Annotated in this window: 18 protein-coding genes, 1 rRNA gene and 1 other annotated feature; of the genes, 4 read left to right on the top strand and 15 right to left on the bottom strand. The window is 52.3% G+C overall.

Annotation, left to right across the window (positions count from 1 at the left end; all coding sequences use genetic code 11):
* Nucleotides 1-351: ribosomal RNA gene (locus QZQ46_RS00005) — 16S ribosomal RNA — on the bottom strand; the annotation flags it as partial.
* Between the two features lie 472 nt (nt 352-823).
* Here QZQ46_RS00005 and QZQ46_RS00010 point away from each other — a divergent pair.
* The 3 genes from QZQ46_RS00010 to QZQ46_RS00020 are packed head-to-tail and all read left to right on the top strand — an operon-like array spanning nt 824 to nt 3,058.
* Complete coding sequence (locus QZQ46_RS00010; RefSeq protein ID WP_296825919.1) at nt 824-1,606, top strand: basic amino acid ABC transporter substrate-binding protein; 783 nt, start codon at nt 824-826, stop codon at nt 1,604-1,606.
* Nucleotides 1,607-1,609: 3 nt separating this feature from the next.
* Complete coding sequence (locus QZQ46_RS00015; protein ID WP_296825920.1) at nt 1,610-2,254, top strand: HAD family hydrolase; 645 nt, start codon at nt 1,610-1,612, stop codon at nt 2,252-2,254.
* Nucleotides 2,255-2,269: 15 nt separating this feature from the next.
* Nucleotides 2,270-3,058, top strand: a complete 789-nt coding sequence (locus QZQ46_RS00020) for a basic amino acid ABC transporter substrate-binding protein (RefSeq protein ID WP_296825921.1) — start codon at nt 2,270-2,272, stop codon at nt 3,056-3,058.
* Between the two features lie 87 nt (nt 3,059-3,145).
* Here QZQ46_RS00020 and QZQ46_RS00025 read toward each other — a convergent pair whose 3' ends face one another.
* From QZQ46_RS00025 to QZQ46_RS00080, 12 genes are all read right to left on the bottom strand, one after another.
* On the bottom strand, nt 3,146-4,447 hold the full coding sequence (locus tag QZQ46_RS00025) for a hypothetical protein (RefSeq protein ID WP_296825922.1): 1,302 nt from the start codon (nt 4,445-4,447) through the stop codon (nt 3,146-3,148).
* The gene (gene whiA, locus QZQ46_RS00030) at nt 4,434-5,369 is read right to left on the bottom strand and encodes a DNA-binding protein WhiA (protein ID WP_296825923.1); all 936 of its coding nucleotides are present in this window, start codon (nt 5,367-5,369) and stop codon (nt 4,434-4,436) included. The genes QZQ46_RS00025 and whiA overlap by 14 nt, the downstream gene beginning before the upstream one ends.
* A gap of 13 nt (nt 5,370-5,382) precedes the next feature.
* Nucleotides 5,383-6,729 (bottom strand): uridine diphosphate-N-acetylglucosamine-binding protein YvcK, encoded by a 1,347-nt coding sequence (gene yvcK, locus QZQ46_RS00035; protein ID WP_296825924.1) that lies wholly within the window; start codon nt 6,727-6,729, stop codon nt 5,383-5,385.
* Nucleotides 6,730-6,740: 11 nt separating this feature from the next.
* Nucleotides 6,741-7,655 carry an RNase adapter RapZ gene (gene rapZ / locus QZQ46_RS00040; protein ID WP_062411912.1) on the bottom strand — a complete coding sequence of 305 codons (915 nt, stop codon included), beginning with the start codon at nt 7,653-7,655 and terminating at the stop codon, nt 6,741-6,743.
* Between the two features lie 13 nt (nt 7,656-7,668).
* The gene (locus QZQ46_RS00045) at nt 7,669-8,469 is read right to left on the bottom strand and encodes a Cof-type HAD-IIB family hydrolase (protein ID WP_296825925.1); all 801 of its coding nucleotides are present in this window, start codon (nt 8,467-8,469) and stop codon (nt 7,669-7,671) included.
* Nucleotides 8,469-8,861, bottom strand: a complete 393-nt coding sequence (locus QZQ46_RS00050) for a hypothetical protein (protein ID WP_296825926.1) — start codon at nt 8,859-8,861, stop codon at nt 8,469-8,471. The genes QZQ46_RS00045 and QZQ46_RS00050 overlap by 1 nt, the downstream gene beginning before the upstream one ends.
* Nucleotides 8,862-8,945: 84 nt before the next feature.
* The gene (locus QZQ46_RS00055; RefSeq protein WP_296825927.1) at nt 8,946-9,527 is read right to left on the bottom strand and encodes a DivIVA domain-containing protein; all 582 of its coding nucleotides are present in this window, start codon (nt 9,525-9,527) and stop codon (nt 8,946-8,948) included.
* Between the two features lie 24 nt (nt 9,528-9,551).
* Nucleotides 9,552-10,337 (bottom strand): RNA-binding protein, encoded by a 786-nt coding sequence (locus tag QZQ46_RS00060; protein ID WP_296825928.1) that lies wholly within the window; start codon nt 10,335-10,337, stop codon nt 9,552-9,554.
* A 16-nt stretch (nt 10,338-10,353) separates the two neighbouring features.
* The gene (locus QZQ46_RS00065) at nt 10,354-10,878 is read right to left on the bottom strand and encodes a cell division protein SepF (protein ID WP_296825929.1); all 525 of its coding nucleotides are present in this window, start codon (nt 10,876-10,878) and stop codon (nt 10,354-10,356) included.
* A 15-nt stretch (nt 10,879-10,893) separates the two neighbouring features.
* The gene (locus tag QZQ46_RS00070; RefSeq protein WP_296825930.1) at nt 10,894-11,577 is read right to left on the bottom strand and encodes a YggS family pyridoxal phosphate-dependent enzyme; all 684 of its coding nucleotides are present in this window, start codon (nt 11,575-11,577) and stop codon (nt 10,894-10,896) included.
* A 116-nt stretch (nt 11,578-11,693) separates the two neighbouring features.
* Nucleotides 11,694-12,500, bottom strand: coding sequence for a peptidoglycan editing factor PgeF (gene pgeF / locus QZQ46_RS00075; RefSeq protein ID WP_296825931.1), 807 nt, complete (start codon nt 12,498-12,500; stop codon nt 11,694-11,696).
* Between the two features lies 1 nt (nt 12,501).
* Entirely contained in the window at nt 12,502-14,229 is a 1,728-nt protein-coding gene (locus tag QZQ46_RS00080) for a radical SAM protein (RefSeq protein WP_296825932.1), read from the bottom strand.
* 278 nt (nt 14,230-14,507) lie between these two features.
* Between QZQ46_RS00080 and crcB the strand changes: the two genes are divergently transcribed.
* Nucleotides 14,508-14,888 (top strand): fluoride efflux transporter CrcB, encoded by a 381-nt coding sequence (crcB, locus tag QZQ46_RS00085; RefSeq protein ID WP_296825933.1) that lies wholly within the window; start codon nt 14,508-14,510, stop codon nt 14,886-14,888.
* 4 nt (nt 14,889-14,892) lie between these two features.
* On the opposite strand, the gene QZQ46_RS00090 is transcribed toward crcB, so the two are convergent.
* Together QZQ46_RS00090 and QZQ46_RS00095 are read right to left on the bottom strand one after the other, a co-directional pair.
* Complete coding sequence (locus tag QZQ46_RS00090) at nt 14,893-16,326, bottom strand: sodium:solute symporter family protein (protein WP_296825934.1); 1,434 nt, start codon at nt 16,324-16,326, stop codon at nt 14,893-14,895.
* Nucleotides 16,327-16,373: 47 nt separating this feature from the next.
* Nucleotides 16,374-16,643, bottom strand: a binding site (T-box leader).
* 97 nt (nt 16,644-16,740) lie between these two features.
* Nucleotides 16,741-17,841, bottom strand: coding sequence for a type II secretion system protein GspD (locus QZQ46_RS00095; protein WP_296825935.1), 1,101 nt, complete (start codon nt 17,839-17,841; stop codon nt 16,741-16,743).
* Nucleotides 17,842-17,853 lie beyond the last annotated feature (12 nt).

Below are 17,853 nucleotides of genomic sequence, written 5' to 3' on the forward strand. Positions count from 1 at the left end.
GGGCCGTGTCTCAGTCCCAATGTGGCCGTTCATCCTCTCAGACCGGCTACTGATCGTCGCCTTGGTGGGCCGTTACCCCTCCAACTAGCTAATCAGACGCAAGCCCCTCCTCCAGCGAAAGCCCGAAGGCCTCCCTTTCTTCATTCCGTCATGCGGCGGAAAGAACGTATTCGGTATTAGCAGCCGTTTCCAGCTGTTGTCCCCATCTGAAGGGCAGGTTGCTTACGCGTTACTCACCCGTTTGCCACTAGAATTAATAAGAAGCAAGCTTCTCATCTCTTCTCGTTCGACTTGCATGTGTTAAGCACGCCGCCAGCGTTCGTCCTGAGCCAGGATCAAACTCTCCATGATAGTATGGAAGAGCTTACTAGCTCAACTTATTGTTTTTGGTGTCCGGCTTACACCGGACGTTTGAATTGATTCGGTTATTTTCTTACGAAAATGACCTGCACTCCCGAGTAAAACTCGGTATAAACAAATCTAAAGATTCATTTACTGGCGTTCATTCAGTTCATTGTTCAGTTTTCAAAGGTCATCTGCCGTCGTAGTGACGACTTGTTTATCTTACCAAACTCCGAGGAGCTTGTCAAGCACGTTTTTGAAAGAACTTTCAAAAAACTTCGCTTGCGGCTGTTGTCTCAGCCGGGCCGTTCGGGGCTTCCCCCTGACAGCTTGTTTAGTATACTACTCAAAGGATACCTTGTCAAGCAAAAAATCAGGGGTCTCGTAAAGTTTTCCTTCAAAGGCGTGGCCTTTTATAGTATAATTATGTGGAGTTATATTTTATATTTCCGCTTATATAAAGGAACAGGAGTTGTTACGTATGAACAAAAAGTATTTAGTTATGGCGGTAGCTACGGCTGCAGCTGCCACCTTACTCGCCGGATGTGGTTCTTCAACAGACAATCAGAGTGGTGCTGCCGATGAGCAGAAAACCCTCGTCGTCGGAATGGAACCGACTTTCCCGCCTTTTGAATTCACGGACAACGGCAAGTATGTCGGCTTCGATATCGATTTAGCCAACGCCATCGGTGAAAAGACGGGCATGCAGGTTGAAGTCAAGAGCCTCGGCTTCGACGCCCTTATCCCGGCCCTTCGCAGTGGCCAGATCGATATGATTGCTTCCGGCATGGATGCTACGCCGGAACGGCAGAAACAAGTTTCCTTTACAGAACCGTACTTCCAGGACGGCTATTCTGTCGTCGTCCGCAAGGATAACGACACCATTCACGGTTTTGATGACCTCAAAGGCCGTACCGTCGGCACTCAGGTCGGCACCAAGGGCGTAGACCTCGGAACCGAAGCCGGCGCAACGGTCAAGCAGTACGATGCCAACAGCCAGGGCTGGATGGAACTGCAGAGCAACACTTGTGACGCCGTCATCATCAACACGTCGGTCGCTCTCTACTACTTGAAAGAAGGCGGCGACAAAGATCTTAAGATCGTCGGCGACTCCAAGAAAACCGATGCCGGTATTGCCATGGCTGTCGGTAAGGATAAAACGGCCCTCCTCGAAAAGGTCAACAAGGCGTTGGCTGACCTTAAAGCCGACGGAACCTATGCCAACCTCTACAAAAAATGGTTCGGCGTCGACCCTCAGATGTAATCCATGTATAAGACATATATCTTCGACTTCGATTATACTTTGGCCAACTCGGAAAAGGGCATCGTCATGTGCTTCCAGCTCCTCTTTGACGCGGAAGGCTATCGAGGCATTCCCGAAGATGCCATTCGCCGCACGATCGGCATGACGATGTATGATGCCATGGCAAGTCTTACCGGCGAAACGGATTCAGACCGCATCTATGACCTGATCAAAGAATATAAGGTCCGCTTCTCCGACAAGTATATGACGGCCAATACCCATCTCTATCCGGAAACGCTTCCGACGCTGAAAGCCCTTAAGGAAAGAGGTAGCCGCTGCTGCATCGTATCGACCAAGACCCGTTCGCGGATCAATGAAACGCTCACAAAATACGCCATGGAATCACTCATCGACCTCGTCGTCGGCATGGAAGACGTCGACAATGCCAAGCCCGCCCCTGACGGCATCAACCGAGTCTGCGACCATTTCGGCCTGGATAAAAAAGACGTCCTCTATATTGGCGACAATACCATCGATGCCAAGGCAGCTCAAAATGCCGGCGTCGCCTTTGCCGCCGTAACGACAGGGACGACGACGGAAAGTGAATTCGTCTCCCTTCCCCACGAAGCGATCATGAAAGACCTTAGTGACATCCTTTCTATTCCCTAATTGGAGGAACTTACTATGATGAAGAAAAAAGTTATGACCTTGGCAGCGGCCTCGATAGCCGCCCTGACCTTACTCTCCGGCTGCGGTTCCAATGGCAGTACGGATCAAGCCGCCGGCGGCTCCAAGGGCGACAAAACCCTCATCGTCGGGACCGAGCCGACCTTCCCGCCTTTTGAATTTACGGAAAATGACAAGGACGTCGGCTTCGACATCGATTTAGCTCAGGCCATCTGCGACAAATTGGGCTACAAGATGGAAGTCAAGAACCTCGGCTTCGATGCCCTTATCCCGGCCTTGAAGAGCGGCCAGATCGACATCATCGCCGCCGGCATGGATGCGACGGAAGAACGGAAGAAACAGATTAACTTCACCGACGTCTACTATCAGGGCGGCTACACCATCGTCGTCCCCGTAGGCAATACGGACATTACGGGATATGATTCCATCGCCGGCAAGACCGTCGGCGCCCAGGTCGGATCCAAAGCTGCCGACTACGCCCGTGAACACGGTGCCAACGTCAAGGAGTTCGACACCAATACTCAGGGTTGGATGGAACTTGAAGCCGGCACCTGCGATGCCGTCTCCATCGACCAGGCCGTCGCCCAATACTATCTCCAGCAGGGCGGAAAGGACAAGCTCAAACTCGTCGGCGCTCCGATCACCTCTCGCGGCGTAGCCATGGGGATCAGCAAAGACAAACAGGAACTGACCGATCAAGTCAACCAGGCCTTGAAAGAACTCAAAGCCGACGGCACGTACGACAAGATCTATCAGAAATGGTTTGGCACAGCACCGAATAAATAAAGCTTAAAGGCTTTTTGCATTCGAACGGTGTCGACCGTCAACAACATAAGAAAACAGCCATCCATCTGGATGGCTGTTTTCTTATGCTTACTTTTTCTTTTGCTCCTGTAGTTTTGCCATGCGGTCCTTCAGAGACGTAAATGGCGTCTGATTGTCAGACTGGAGTTCTTCAGGCTGGATGGTCGTATCGCGACGAGCCGCTTTCCGTCTGGCTTTGGCTTCGGCAGCCCGCCGTTCTTCCGCTTCACGCGAGCTCTGTACGGCTTCGCGAAGAGGCTGCAGCTTACTGTCGGGCACGACTAAGAATCGAACCGGCAAGTTGGCTGCACCGGGCGGCATGATATGGATGGTCATATCCGTCCCGGCCGGAAAGGTGTCGACATATTCCATAGCATAAGGGTCGTTAAGCCCCATGGAATGGCGATTGCGCGGCAATTCAACGATCTTTTTATCTTCCCCCACCTTGGGGTCGCTGTAAATCAGTTCGGCTACACCGGCATATTCACCGCCTTGGGGATTAAAATAGAGATGTACGTCTCCCGTCCCCTGGGTCCGCAGATGGATGGTGTAGTCAAGGCCATAGTTTCCCGTATCTTCCGACGACCGATTATCCATGACGTCCTTTCCTTGAAGGAAGCGGTCCATGACGCCGTCGGCTAAGAGGATGTACCCGATGCCGCTGTCCGTAGAGTAAGGCGTAAGGGTACTCATAAAGCGGTCCTTGCCGTGGAAGGTTCCCCGCAGTTTGACGGAATCACTGGGCAGATATCGGAGCTGGCGAACAAAGGCCATCGGATCTGCTTTCGTCGGTAAAATCATGGACGATAAAATCATCGGTTCCGGAAGGCTGACATTGATAATGCCCGAAAAAAGCTGATCCGGCCGAACGACGACTTCATTGAGCCGTTCCCCGACCAAGGCGTAGTCGTGAGGCTTTACCGTCACCTTGTTGACGGTCATATTGCCTTCATAATACAGGGTCGACAGCTCTTTGCCGACCTGATAATAGTCGGTACTGGGACGCGTGTACTGATAGCCTTGAAGAATGGCATCGATCGGATAGTCATGGGGGTTATAGAGCATGGCTACGATTTTTCGATCTGTCGACTGCTGATTGACGTGATAAAAGTAAAGACGCACGTCGCCACTGACCATATCCCCATAGAGGATACCGTCACTTTCGGCGTATTCCGGACTGTCGGAAAGGAGGAGCGTCCCCGTATCGATGGGCGGCGTCATGGAAATAGACTTCATAGGCTGGACGACGACACGGCTCATAACATCGGGATCGTCAACTCCCGGCAGTCCTGCCGCCAAGGAGGTTCCAAGGGGTATAAAGGCCGTCAAAAGACCGGCAATATAGGTACATAGTTTCTTAATGTTCATCATGTTGTTGACCTTCTATCTGTTTTGCTATATCGGCAATTTTTTTGAAACGGTGCGTTAAGCCGGATTTTGTCAGTCCCGACTGGGCCGCCAATTCACTCATCGAAGCCTCGGGGTTGGCCATGCGCAGTTCCGCGGCCTCGCGGAGCTTAGCCGACATGCGCTGATAGAGGCCCGACTCCTGAATCCGGGTAATGGCCCTGCGCTGGCGAAAAGCGGCATCGACAGTTTTCTGAAGGTTGGCCGTTTCACAGTTGACGACGCGATTGACGTTGTTGCGCATTTCCTTTACGACGCGAACCTCTTCAAAGGTTAAATACGCTTGAGAGGCCCCGATATACTGCAGAAAGTGGGACACGCCGTTGCCTTCCTTTATATAGACCAAATAATCGCCCTTGCGGTCGGTAATCTTGGCAGGCAGGCGGAAGCGGCGCATGATTTTAAGCAGTTTTTCCGCAAAGGCTGCATTGCCTGTCACTAATTCCAAATGGTAGTCCCTTTTAGGCTGATTAACGGAACCTCCACCCATAAAGGCCCCCCGCAAAAAAGCCCGCTGACACTCCGTCTTGCGCAAGTCGATGGCAGAAAACTCCGCATCCGTCGGGAAGAGGGACAGGTCGCGCAAAATCGCCGTACTTTCCGGTGACGGCGACACGCGCAGGATATAATAATTTTTCTTTCGCAAGCGCAGTCCCTGACGGACCCGCACTTCAGGACGGACGGTAAAGGCCTCCATCCACATCTTGAGCACCTTTCGGGCGACGGCATTGTTCGACGTACTGAATTCGATGCCAATCATCCCGTGAGAGCCGAGAATAAGTGAGCCGCCCATACAAAGGAGGGCTGCCAGCTCAGCAAAGCGGCAGGCAGGGTTCTCCGGTTTGTAATGGGCAATCTCATTTTTCACTTCTTCCGCAAAAGACAATGGCTGCCGCCTCCTAACGGTGGGTAAGGGTATAACGCTTAAGATAATAGTGAAGCAATTCCGGTGACAAATCAGTCCGCAAGGCATTGATCAGGTCAAAGAGGACATTGGCCAGTTTCTTCGTATCGTGAGTGGCACTGTTTTCCTTATTGATAAGGTCTGACAGGATCAAGGTAGCACCGGTTTCGCCGATTTCTTTTTTATCGATCATGACCGGATGGGAGCCGTGAGCCACGTAGCGCTGCAGCACAGCCGGTTCGACGTCGCCGTTATTAGCGATGACGAAGTCGATAATCTTGTCGCCGGCCTGTTTATTGATGGCTTTGACATGGTCGGAGACGGTATAGTCATCCGTTTCCCCCTTCTGGGTCATGACGTTGCAAATATAAATTTTAGGGGCCTTGCTGTCCCGAATAGCCCCAATGATGTCAGGAACGCACAAATTCGGCATGATGCTCGTATAGAGGCTCCCCGGCCCGAGGACGATGGCATCGGCGCCTTTGATGGCGTCGACGGCCGACTTGATGGCCTTCGGGTGTTCCGGCGTCGTAAAGACACTTTTGATACGGCCGTGAGCATGGGGAATCTGCGACTCGCCTTCGACGATACGGCCGTCGGTCATCTTGGCATTGAGGCGGATTTTTTCGGCTGACGAAGGGATGACCTTGCCGCGGACGCGCAGGATCTTGCTCGTCGCATCCATGGCCTCTTCGACATCGCCGAGGACTTCGATAAGCGCTGCAATGAACAGGTTGCCGAAACTATGTCCCGTCAGGTCCCCGGAACCGCCGAAGCGATGGGCAAAGAGCTGTTCCATGAGCCCTTCTTTATCAGCCATGGCAACCAGGCAGTTGCGCAGATCACCGGGAGCAATGATATCCAAATCTTCGCGGATTCGTCCGGTCGAACCGCCGTCATCGGCAACGGTGACGACAGCCGTCAGATTATAAGTCTTCGACTTGAGGCCGCGCAGCATGACCGACAAACCGGTGCCGCCGCCGATGACGACGACTTTCGGCCCTTTTGAAAGCTGGAACTTGGAAAAAATCAAATCGCTGAAATTCCCCGATTCACCGGGCATGACGACACCGATCATGGTCCGTATCAGCCGCCGCGTCGCCCAGCCCATGATGGCCATGCCGACGATGATGACCAAGATACCCAAACTGGCCAGAATCGTGTAATTATAATGTCCCGTCATTTCATAGAGCAGCCGGAAGGCCCACTCTTCTACTTCACCTAACCACTGATAGTTAAAAGTCAGGATGATGCCGAAGCTGGAGAACATCATGCCCAGCCCGAAAAGAAAGAGCCAGCGCTTGATATGCAGTCCCGGATGGAGCCATTTCATAAAACGCATGACAGTACCTCCTACGCTTCGCCTTCGTACCCCGGCGCATCTTCTTCAACGTCGTTTTTCTGAATATCGCGGTGTTCGATGGATACATCGACGCCGTTGTCCCGCAAGTGCTTGTACATGGCTTCGGCCATGCAGACGCTGCGGTGCATACCGCCGGTGCAGCCGACGGCAATGACCAGCTGACTCTTGCCTTCCCGTTCATAATTCGGAAGGAGGAAGTCGATCATATCAAACCATTTTTCTTTATACACCTGGGTAATGGGAAAACTTTCGACGTAGTCCCGCACGCAGGGCACACGGCCCGACTTATGGCGAAAATCATCGATATAATAAGGATTCGGCAGGAAGCGGACGTCTTCGACGATATCGGCATCGATGGGCATGCCGTGCTTGAATCCGAAGGATACGACGGTAACGGTCATGCTCTTTTTGCTGTCTGTAATGGCATAGCGCTTGACCAGAATTTCCTTCAGCTGTTTAGGCTGCAGGTTCGACGTATCGATGATAAAGTCGGCTTTCCTCCGCAAAGATGCCAAGCGATTCCGTTCTTCGGCAATGCCCTGGCTGATGCGTCCGTGAGGCGCTAAGGGATGGACCCGGCGCGTTTCCTTATAGCGGCGGACCAAGGCCTGGTCAGACGCCTCGATAAAGACGATTTCATAAGAAATACCTTCTTCTTTCAAATCTTTCAGGTCTTTCAGGCACTGACTCATGGCATCAAAAAATTCACCGCCGCGAATATCGGCAATGAGGGCGACGTGACGAACTCGTTCGCCGCCTTTAATGCATAATTCCGCAAACTTAGGGATTAATACCGGCGGGATGTTGTCGATACAAAAATAACCGATATCCTCTAAGACTTGAACGGCATGGGTCTTGCCGGCACCGGACATGCCGGTGACGATAATCAAATGAAAATGGTCCATAAGAACCTCCTGTTTACAATACAAATTTCTCGACAGCGGCAGCGACACCGTCTTCATCATGAGACAAGGTGACGTAGTCGGCGGCATCCTTGACTTCCTGTGCCGCATTGGCCATAGCGACAGAAAAACCGGCCGCTCTCAGCATGTCCAAATCGTTTTGGGAATCGCCGATAGCCATGATATTTTTGATATCAATGCCATAATATTCTCCCAGGCGTCGGATGCCATTTCCCTTATCGACGCCAAGGGGCATGATTTCTAAAAAGGTCAAATCTGAAAAAAGGACATTGAACCGGCCCGGGAAGGTCTTTTCAATGAGGGCCTTACGGCCTAGGAGATCTTCATGTTCGCCTCGGCTGAGCAGCTTGTTGCAGTCTCCCTGTACCCGATAAAAGTCATCACCGCAGATGACAGCCTTGGCCTTGGTGATTCGTTCATAGTCACGAATCCACGGTTCATCGAGTTCAACCCGCAGCACGTCGTCAATATAGGTCTGCATCTGCCAGCACTGTTCTCGTGCCAAATAGACCAATTCTTGAGCATCCTGCCGAGAAATCGTCTGCTGAAAGAGAATCTTCTTCGATTCCAGCGTTTCAACCAGACCGCCGGCAAAGAGCAGCATCGGGCTGTCACCCAAAGCCAGCCGTTCGCCATAAGCCTTGGCCGTCTGATACATGCGGCCCGTTGCAATAGCGACGATGACGCCTTTCTGACGTGCTTTTTGGAGCGTCTCAACAGTGTGGTCCGAAACGGTTCCGTCACTTCGCAGCAACGTTCCGTCGAGGTCAATCGTAATCATCTTGATGGTTTCCATTATTGATTCGCTCCCTTCCAATCAAACGCCACGCCTTTTGGCATTTCATCGGCTTTTTGGGGCGTATCCGTAAGATACTGCAGGTCATCGGCATAGCTTTTAGCCAGTCTGTCAATGGACTGCTGCTGCTGTTCCGTAGCCTTACTGCGGTTCTTCATGGCAACGGCAATCATAGCCGTCACTTCATAGCGCGTCAAGTTATAAGAACGGTCAAACCGTTCCATGGGAGCCCCGGTCAGTCCGGCTTCAGACAAGGCGTAGACAGCCTTGTATTCCCAAGAACTCCTGTCAACACTGTCAAATTGGTTGGGCGCATACGGATTATATGCACCGGCCGGGCTCACAACCCCCAGAAAGAGGCAGGCTGCCAGCAAAAGGAAAATTTTCTTCATCGTCGTTCCTCCCATAAATAAATATACTCCCCGCCGGGTCTAACATATGTCATACCTGAAAGAGAGCATATTCACGAATACGTATTATTTGGCTTTGTCGGCATCTTTACTGCCCTGTTTCCGCCCCTGATCGGGACGTGCCTGCTGAGCCGACTTTTCGTTGACCGAAACAGCCGGAGCCGCATCAACCTGGCTTAAGACGTCGGCCGTCTTTTCTTCTCCATCGGCGGCCATGTCATCGAGCAGCCGCAGCTGACTGGTCAGTATAGCCCGGCATTTTGCGCGATAGGCTCCCGTTTGAGCTTTGAGCTTTTCCCATTCCTGCTGTGAATTTTGCAGGCTCATCATCGTTTCGTCAAGCATCTTCTGCTTTTTGCTTTCTGCTTCCTGCAAAATCAGTTCTGCTTCCTTACGGGCCGAAACCTTGACATTTTCAGCAGTCTGTTGAGCCAGCATGAGTGTGCTGTTCATGGTAGCTTCCATTTTTTCGTACTGCGTCAGCTTGTCCTGAAGGCTGTCACAGCGTTCTTTCAGTTCGCAGTATTCCCGGTATACTTTTTCGTAGTCACCGGCAATATTGTTCATGAAAGCATCGACATCTTCCTCGCTGTAGCCGCGAAAACCGCGTTTAAATTCCTTATTATGAATATCCATTGGTGTAAGCATGGTATCTCCTCCGTACAAAGGGAATTACATATAGCGCTTCAACAGAACGCCGGTTCTGCCTTTTCGTGACGTTCCGGTAATTTCGGCCAGCTCCATCCGCCCTTTGCCGCGGAGAGAAATGACATCACCTTGACGAACTTCCTGGCTGGGGCCCTTGGCAGGCTGCCAATTGACCTGTACCCGTTCACCTTTAATGGCATCGGCCGCTTTGGTGCGGGAAATACCGAATCCCGATGAAACGATGGCATCCAGGCGAAGCGAGGCCACAGTCGTCTTGATTTCTTTCACTTTTTCCTGACGCGGCGTAATGTCGCTCAGGGGTATTTCTTCAATCGCCACGTTTACCATCGCGATTTTCGTAAAGTTCTGCTGTAAATACGGGACGAGCTGCGTTTCCGCCAACAAGACGGCGCCGGCATCCTGCATGATGATATCGCCAAAGCGTCCCCGGTCGATGCCGAGGCCCATGAGCGAACCCAGGACGTCGCGGTGGCCTAAGAGGCGGTAGCGGTCATCCCAGCTCAGTTTACAAGCCGTAATGCCAAAATCGACAGGACCGTCATAGTCAACGCCGACAAAGGCCAATTTAACCCGTTCAGCCCCTTCGTAGCCGCCGGAAGTACGCAGTACCAAAGACGGCACATGGGCCTGAATGGTCTCGCCGATCTGGACGGCGCCGGGCGATACGAATTCACTGACGGCATACGGACGTCCCTTAGCCGCACTGTCTGCCAAATCGATAAGACGGGCAGCTAACTCCCCATTATCAGTTCCCTGATAATAGCGGATAATTCTATCTCTATTCTTCAAAACAATCCCTCAATCATTAACGAAGCGGTGTATTGCCGCCGTTGTTGTCATTATTTGTACCGCCGACATTCCACGTGAGAGGCGGTGCATTAAAATCGCTGTAGTCATCGCGCTTGCCATGGTCTACGGTAACATTGCTGGGCACACAGAGGAAGATTTCCTTGCCTACCTTCTGAATATTGCCGTCGATGGCATAGGTAGCCCCGCTGACGAAGTCAACGACGCGTTTAGCAACGTCTTCCGGCGTCGCTTCAAAATTGATGACAACGGGCTTGCGGTCGCGGATATAATCGGCAATGCTCTGCGAGTCATCAAAGGTTTCCGGTTCAACGATGACCATGCGCAGCGGTTTTGCCGGAGTCGGCGTATAGTTGACACTGGTACGGCTCGGTGCTACGGCAGGAGTGCGGCGCGGTACGCGTTCTTCTTCATATTCCAATTCATCTTCATATTCATCCGTTTCAAATTCGTCGTCTTCGTTGACATTGCCTACGCCGCTTACGACATTTACTAATCTATCCCACATGTTCTTTTTCTTCATAGTAAATACTCCTCCTTAGTAATTACGTGCCCCAAAGATTGCCGTACCGACGCGGACGACATTGGCGCCTTCTTCAATCGCTATTTCAAAATCATGGGTCATCCCCATGGACAGATACCGGATCTGGCCTTCTGGGAACTTCGGCTTCATATCTTCATATAAAGCGCGGGCAATGCGGAACACGGGCCGCACGTCTTCGACGTTTTCGTAGTTCGGGGCCATGCACATCAGCCCCCGGACACAGACGTGATCCAATCCCTTTGCCAATTCACAAATCGCAGGAAAATCTTCAACTTCCATACCAAATTTACTTTCTTCGCGGGCTACATTGACCTGCAAGAGGATGTCCTGCACCTTTTCAATTTTACCGGCTTCCTTATTCACAGCTTTCAGCAAGTGCTCCGAATCGATGGAGTGGATAAGATGGAAGTGTTCTACGGCATGTTTCGCCTTATTGGTCTGTAAATGTCCGATTAAATGCCAGGTCAATCCGTTGTCCGGAAATGCTTCCAGTTTTTGAATCGCTTCCTGGACTCGATTTTCACCGACATCAGTAACACCGCACCGGGCGGCCTCTTCCATCATCTCTACCGGATGATTTTTCGTCACTGCAACCAGCGTAATTTTGTCAGTTCTGCCGACACGGGCAGCTGCATCAGCAATTTTCTTGTGTACTGCCTCAAGATTTTCCTTAATCAAGCCTATCCCTCCGTCGTGCATGCAATTATATGTATTTATAAAACATTACACTTCTTTTATTATATATAGTTAGCCCTATAAAAGCTAGTCATATTTAAAAATTTATTCATCTGCTTTTACAAAATAACAAAGGCCCCCATGCGTCCCGTATGGCCGCCGTCACGGCGATAGGAGAAGAATTTCTCCTCTTCCCTGAAGACACAGCTGGTCGTCGTCTCGATATGTTCCGGAATCAGGCCGGCATCGGTCAGGAGAAGGTGATTGGCCTGCCACAAATCGACAACCCAGGCCCCGTTCTGTTTACCGGTGCACTCGCCGTAAGCCGGCCCTAACTGCTGAAAGGTCATAGCCGTATCCTCACTGACTTCAAAATGGGCCTTCGATATAGACGGGCCGATATAAGCCAGCAGATCTTTTGGCTTCGAACCATAGGCCAGCTCCATCGCTAATACGGTCTTAGACGCCAGCCTTTTTGCCGTTCCCCGCCAACCGTCATGGATGACGGCACAGGCCCTTTTTACCGGATCAAACACGATGACCGGCACACAGTCGGCAATGCACATCATGAGGGGTACGCCGGGAATATTGGTCATCAGGGCGTCCGTGTGAGGAAAGGCATCGGCATAGCTTCCGGCGCCGCGGCCAATTTCACTCGGGCCGACAGCGACGATATGGTCCTCATGAGTCTGCTTAGCCGTCGTAAGGCGCTGCAGATCACAGCCCAAAAGCGTACAGAGACGTCGCCGGTTCTCAAGGACGTTCTGGGCACGGTCATCGACGTGAAGGCCCAGGTTCAGTGACCGAAAGGGATCTTCACTGACGCCGCCGCTGCGTCCGGTCACGCCATGACAGACGCCGACATCTTTTAACAACGTGCTTTCTTCCCAACAAATCCCGTTTTCATGTTCTACCCACTTGGTCATTTCAGCCTCCACAAATATGGCAGCGGCGGCAGCCCTCAAAGCAAGGCAGGGTGTAATCACCGGCTTCGGCCTTCTTTAACTCGTCGGTCAGATAGGTCGGCACCAAACCGGGATCCAAGGTATCCCAAGGTAAGACCGCATCGAGGGGCCGCTGGTCATATAAAAATCCGTCGATATCAAAATGAAGCTCTTTAGCTGCCCGCTTCCAGCCTTTGACGCCGCCGTATTCACAGGCTTTGGCCAAAAGGTCCCCGACACGGCGGTCTCCCCGGGACAGGACGCCCTGGATGTAAGCCGACCGCAAGGGCTCGATGAGCAGCTCGATCTGTTTATCTTTTAAGGCCTTCTTTAAAAAGGCCAGCCGTTTCTCAACGACCTTCTTATCGGTCATGGCCATCCACTGAAACGGCGTGAGCGGCTTAGGAATAAAGGGATTGATACTGAGAGTAATGCGGCTCGTATTGCCGATGGCCTTCATATGCTCTTGAACGCGGCGGGTCATGGCAGCGATGCCTTCAATATCGGCATCTTCTTCCATGGGCAGGCCGACCATGATATACATGCGCACATGACGAATTCCCGCTTCCGTCGCAAGGTCGATGGATTGCAGCAGATGTTCTTCCGTAATCCCCTTATTGATGATATCCCGCATCCGTTTACTGCCCGCTTCCGGTGCCAGGGTAATCGTCTTTTGCCCGCTCTCAGCCAACCCCTTTACGATGGCCGGCGTAATCGAATCAGCCCTGAGGGAGGCACAGGAAAAGCCGAGGCCCTGTTCACGAATAAAGGTGACTAATTCATCGATATAAGGATAATCTGAAATAGCTGCCCCCATGAGGCCGATTTTCTTCCCCAATTTCTTACCGCGCAGGACCGCCGATTTGACGTATTCCAAGGGTCGGACGCGAGGCCGCCGGTAACAGTAGCCGGCCATGCAAAAACGACAGTGACGACCGCAGCCCCGGGCGATTTCAATGAGATACATAGCACCGAATTCCGTATTCGGCGTGGCAATGACCGTTTCTCCCGGCTGAGTCAGTTCGCGCCACTGCCGTTCTACCTTCGCCGGAATCCCTTCTTCCGGGACGATTCGCAGAAGATGGCCGTCATCATCGTACTCATGTCGGTAGAGAGACGGCACATAGATACCCGGCACGTGCTGCGCCAAATAGCGCAGGAGATCGTGCCGCCCGAGTCCCTGGTCCTTGGCCTCACGGTAGGCATCGAGGAAGGCATGGATAAAGCCTTCACCTTCACCGACCATGACGACGTCGACAAAAGGCGACAGCGGCTCGGGATTAAAGAAGGCAACGGGCCCTCCCATGACGACCAGCGTGTCGTCGTCGCCGCGGTCGGCGGCTAAAACAGGAATCCGCCCCATTTTCAAAATGGCCGGTACGTTGAAATAATCCATCTCGAAACTGACGGACAGGCCGAGGATTTCAAAGTCCGAAAGCGGGCGCCTGTTCTCTAAAGAGACCAGCGGTTCACCGGTCTTCTCAAAGACTTTCATCAATTCTTTATCCGGCAGGAATGCTCGCTCACAGAGCCAGTCCTCACGGCTGTTTACTTCGCGGTAAATAATCTGCATCCCCAGATTGCTCATGGCAACGTCATACGTATTGGGATAACAAATAGCCATAGCCCGCCGCGTCCCAAACGGATAGATAACGGCACCGGTTTCCTGACTCATGAGTTCATCCAGTGCCTTCTCTACTTGCCAGCTCATCGACATTCCCCCTTTATACGGCAAAAGCTCCCCGGCTAAGGGAGCTTTCCGTGCAAATCCTTCAAGATCCACCAAGTCGCCTGAAGAGACGGCTCTCGTCTTAGGTATCCTATATTGTATCACAGATTGCTTCAACGGGCCAGCAGCCCGTAAAAACAGAGCGACGGAAAAGAAAATCCGCTCCCAGTCGGTTGCCCTTGAAGGGACATCATGCTATCTTATAAAAGGCAATACCGTCAATTGAATCCATTTCATTGCATTTATAAAAGGAGTATCTCATGGAAAAAATCATCTTCATCGCCCTCGGCGGTGGCATCGGTTCCGCCCTGCGCTACGGAATCACACAGCTGACAGTTCGCTGCGGAGCCGTCAGCCTTCCTTACGGCACGATTCTGGCTAACACCATCGGGTCTTTTTGCATCGGCCTCCTCTTCGTATTCTTTACTCAAATGTCCACTCTGCCGCCGACAGTCAAACTCTTCTTCGTTACCGGTATCTTAGGCGGCTTTACGACATTTTCCACGTACAACATGGAGCTGCTGACCCTGGTCCGCACAGGCGACATCTTATCAGCAGCCGCCTATTTTTCATTCAACGTCATCGGCGGCTTTCTCTGCTGCTGGCTCGGGTTTGCCGTCGGCAACGCCTTTTGGCAATAAGGTTTTAATGCTGGGCCGGTGCGCTGATTTTCTCAGACAGGCCTTCCGTCGAAATAGACTTTTTGGATGCCAGGCTGATGCCGCAGAAAGTAAGGCTGCAGACGATCCATTCGGCATAGATGACATGGGGCAGAACGCGAACGGCCGGAACGAGCATCCAGGCGGCGAGGACGATAATCGAGACCATGATCGTATAGAAGGCGGCCTGTCGCGAGCAGTAGGCCGGCGCATACATGGTCATGAGTACGATGACCGCAAAGGCCGTCATAAGCGACAAGCCCGCCATGAGCGTTGAAATGATGCCGCTGATCGTGAGGGCAAAGCCCAGCGTCAAAAGGCCTAACAGGAGTACCGAAATGCGGGTGACAGCCATGTATTTCTTATCCGACATCCGGGGATCGATGAACTGCTTATGAATATCGTGAGAATAAAGGGTCGCTGCCGACAAGAGTAAGTTGCAGGCCGTACTGACGTCAGCTGCCCACAAAGAAGCTAAGGTAATCCCGGCAATCCAGGGATTGAGCGACATGATAAGCTGCGGCAAAGCCGTCGTCGGCGAAATAGAGGGATACATTTCCGAGGCAATGACGCCGAGCAGCGCTGCGATGAAGCCGACGGGAAGCATGACCAATCCGCCGATGATGAATCCTCTGCGAGCCGTCTGTACATCTTTGGCGCCAAGAGAAATCTGAATGATAGCCTGGAGGGAAATATTGACCGTAATCAAGACGACGATCCAGGTAACAATCGTCATCGGGCCGACACCGCTGAAGAAATCCATCGTCGTCACCGACGGCGCCTGAATGGCAACGATGTCGATGCCGCCGGCCATGGCTACGATGAGAAAGGCGGCTACGGTAATACCGATGTACTGCAGGGTCACGTTGAGGATATTGGACTGGCTGGCTGACCACATGCCGCCGATCAGGGTAATTCCGATGAAGACGACAGCACTGGTGAACATGCCCGTCACCGGCGTGAAGATATCCGGCATGAGGGCTGCCAGGACGGCCCCTCCGGCAACGTACTGGAGGCTCATGACGACGAGCTGTACCAAGACCTGGCAGGCGATGCCGGCGACCATGCTGCGGCGGTCATAATACCGTTCGAGAAGTTCCGGCACGGTCGTAATATTGAGGCGGCGGTACTTCTTGGCAACGGTCAGTCCCATGACGATGGCGCCGATGCCCCAAGCCGCCGTGTACCAGCCGGCAGACAGGCCGACTTTATAAGCCTGCTCGGCAACGCCGATCGTCGAGGCCCCGCCGACGGCCAAGCCGACGATGGATACCATGATAAGGGGCGTCGTCAATCTGCGGCCAGCCAATACATAAGCTTCGGCCGATGCCGCAGCCTTGCGCTTCACATACCAACTGATGCCGAAGAGTACGCCGATATAGGCTAAAATAATGACAATTTGAATTCCTGTTGTTCCCATAATAAAAACTCCTCTCTTCTTAATTTCCCGAAAAAAAATCGCCCCTAAAAAGGGACGACGAAGTCGCGGTACCACCCAATTTATCGATAGAATAAAAAAAGGGTGGCACCCAGGGACGGAAAATCCGCGGTACCACCCTATTTATCTTGAATCGATCAACTCATGGCCGTATAACGGCAGCCGCCCCGGTACAGCCTACTAATGTTCAGCCGTACAGTTCAGGAATGAACTTCACGCCTCGTCCCCTGTATCCTCACACCACCCGGATACTCTCTGAAAAGTTTAAAGGCCCTACTTTTTTCCGTCACAACTGTTATCAGGAAATTAATTGTTGAACTAGATTATACAGGAAAATAAATGAAAGTCAAGAAAATCTTTCCCTAAAAATCGACTAAATTGGCGTAAAACGTCGTACTAATCAGGCAGTACCTTCGATCGTAAAATCAAAACCAGTTCTGTATTTTTATGCGACTTATAATGATAGCGGAATAATTTCCCGATCAGAGGCAGGTCTGCTAAAAGAGGCACTTTTCGAAAATGTTCAATATCTTCACGGCGAATGAGGCCGCCGATAACCAAGGGCTCCCCTTCCTGCAGCCGTACCGTCGTCCGGGCCTGACGAGTCGCAATCCGGTAAGCCTTCAGCTCGGGCACAAATACCGGCGTACTGACTTCAGCAAAGAGGTCGGCCGTCACCGAGTTATCGGGATGGACCTGCGGCGTATAGGTCAATTTGATTCCCGCCTCTTCATAGGCCGTACTGATGGACCTGTCCTGGCCGGAAAGGTGCTCAGTCTGAACGGGAATCTTATCGCCAATGAGGATGTGCGCTTCTCTGCCGTTGCTGGCGACGATATGGGGCCGGGCTAAAATCTCAGCCTTGCCCCGTTCCTCTAAAGCATGAATCGTCCCGGACAAGGAAAAAATACTGTGGTCGGCACCGCCTTCTACGGTCGACCAGTTGTATTCGATGCCGGTTTGTTTCAGCAGGCTGTCCTCAATAGAGGCAATTTCGACAGACACGTCAACCTGCCGCGGCGGCACATCGAGGCGTTTGACCAGGGCCTGTACCGCCGCCTGTGTCTGCATGGACCCGCCGACAACGACGGTATTTGTATCACCATGACAGCGTACATCGGCTTCGGGAACGGCAGCTTCGACGGCTTTCTTCACCGCTTCCGGATCGGCATACCGGAGCTGCCACGTATGAAAGGTTTTTACATTCTTCCCGGTACGCGGTCCGGTTATCGTTCGTATCGGGCCGGAGGCATCGTAAAAAAGGCCTTTGCTGTCGGAAATCGCCCGCAGCGCATCTTCGATACTGATATCATGCAGGGTCATAGAAAGGGTCCCTTCTACACTGTCATCGACGATAAGATTAATATGGCCGGATCGTGCCAGACCTTCGAGAACCGTCCGAACAGGGACATCCCTCACCTGGATATCGATTGCGGAGGCCTGAAAAGGCAGGAAACAACAGACGGCCGCCGCCCAGGCTTTGGTATAAAAATTCATGACACTTCCTTT

It is taken from the genome of uncultured Megasphaera sp. (genome assembly GCF_900539295.1).
Classification (GTDB): Bacteria; Bacillota; Negativicutes; order Veillonellales; family Megasphaeraceae; genus Megasphaera.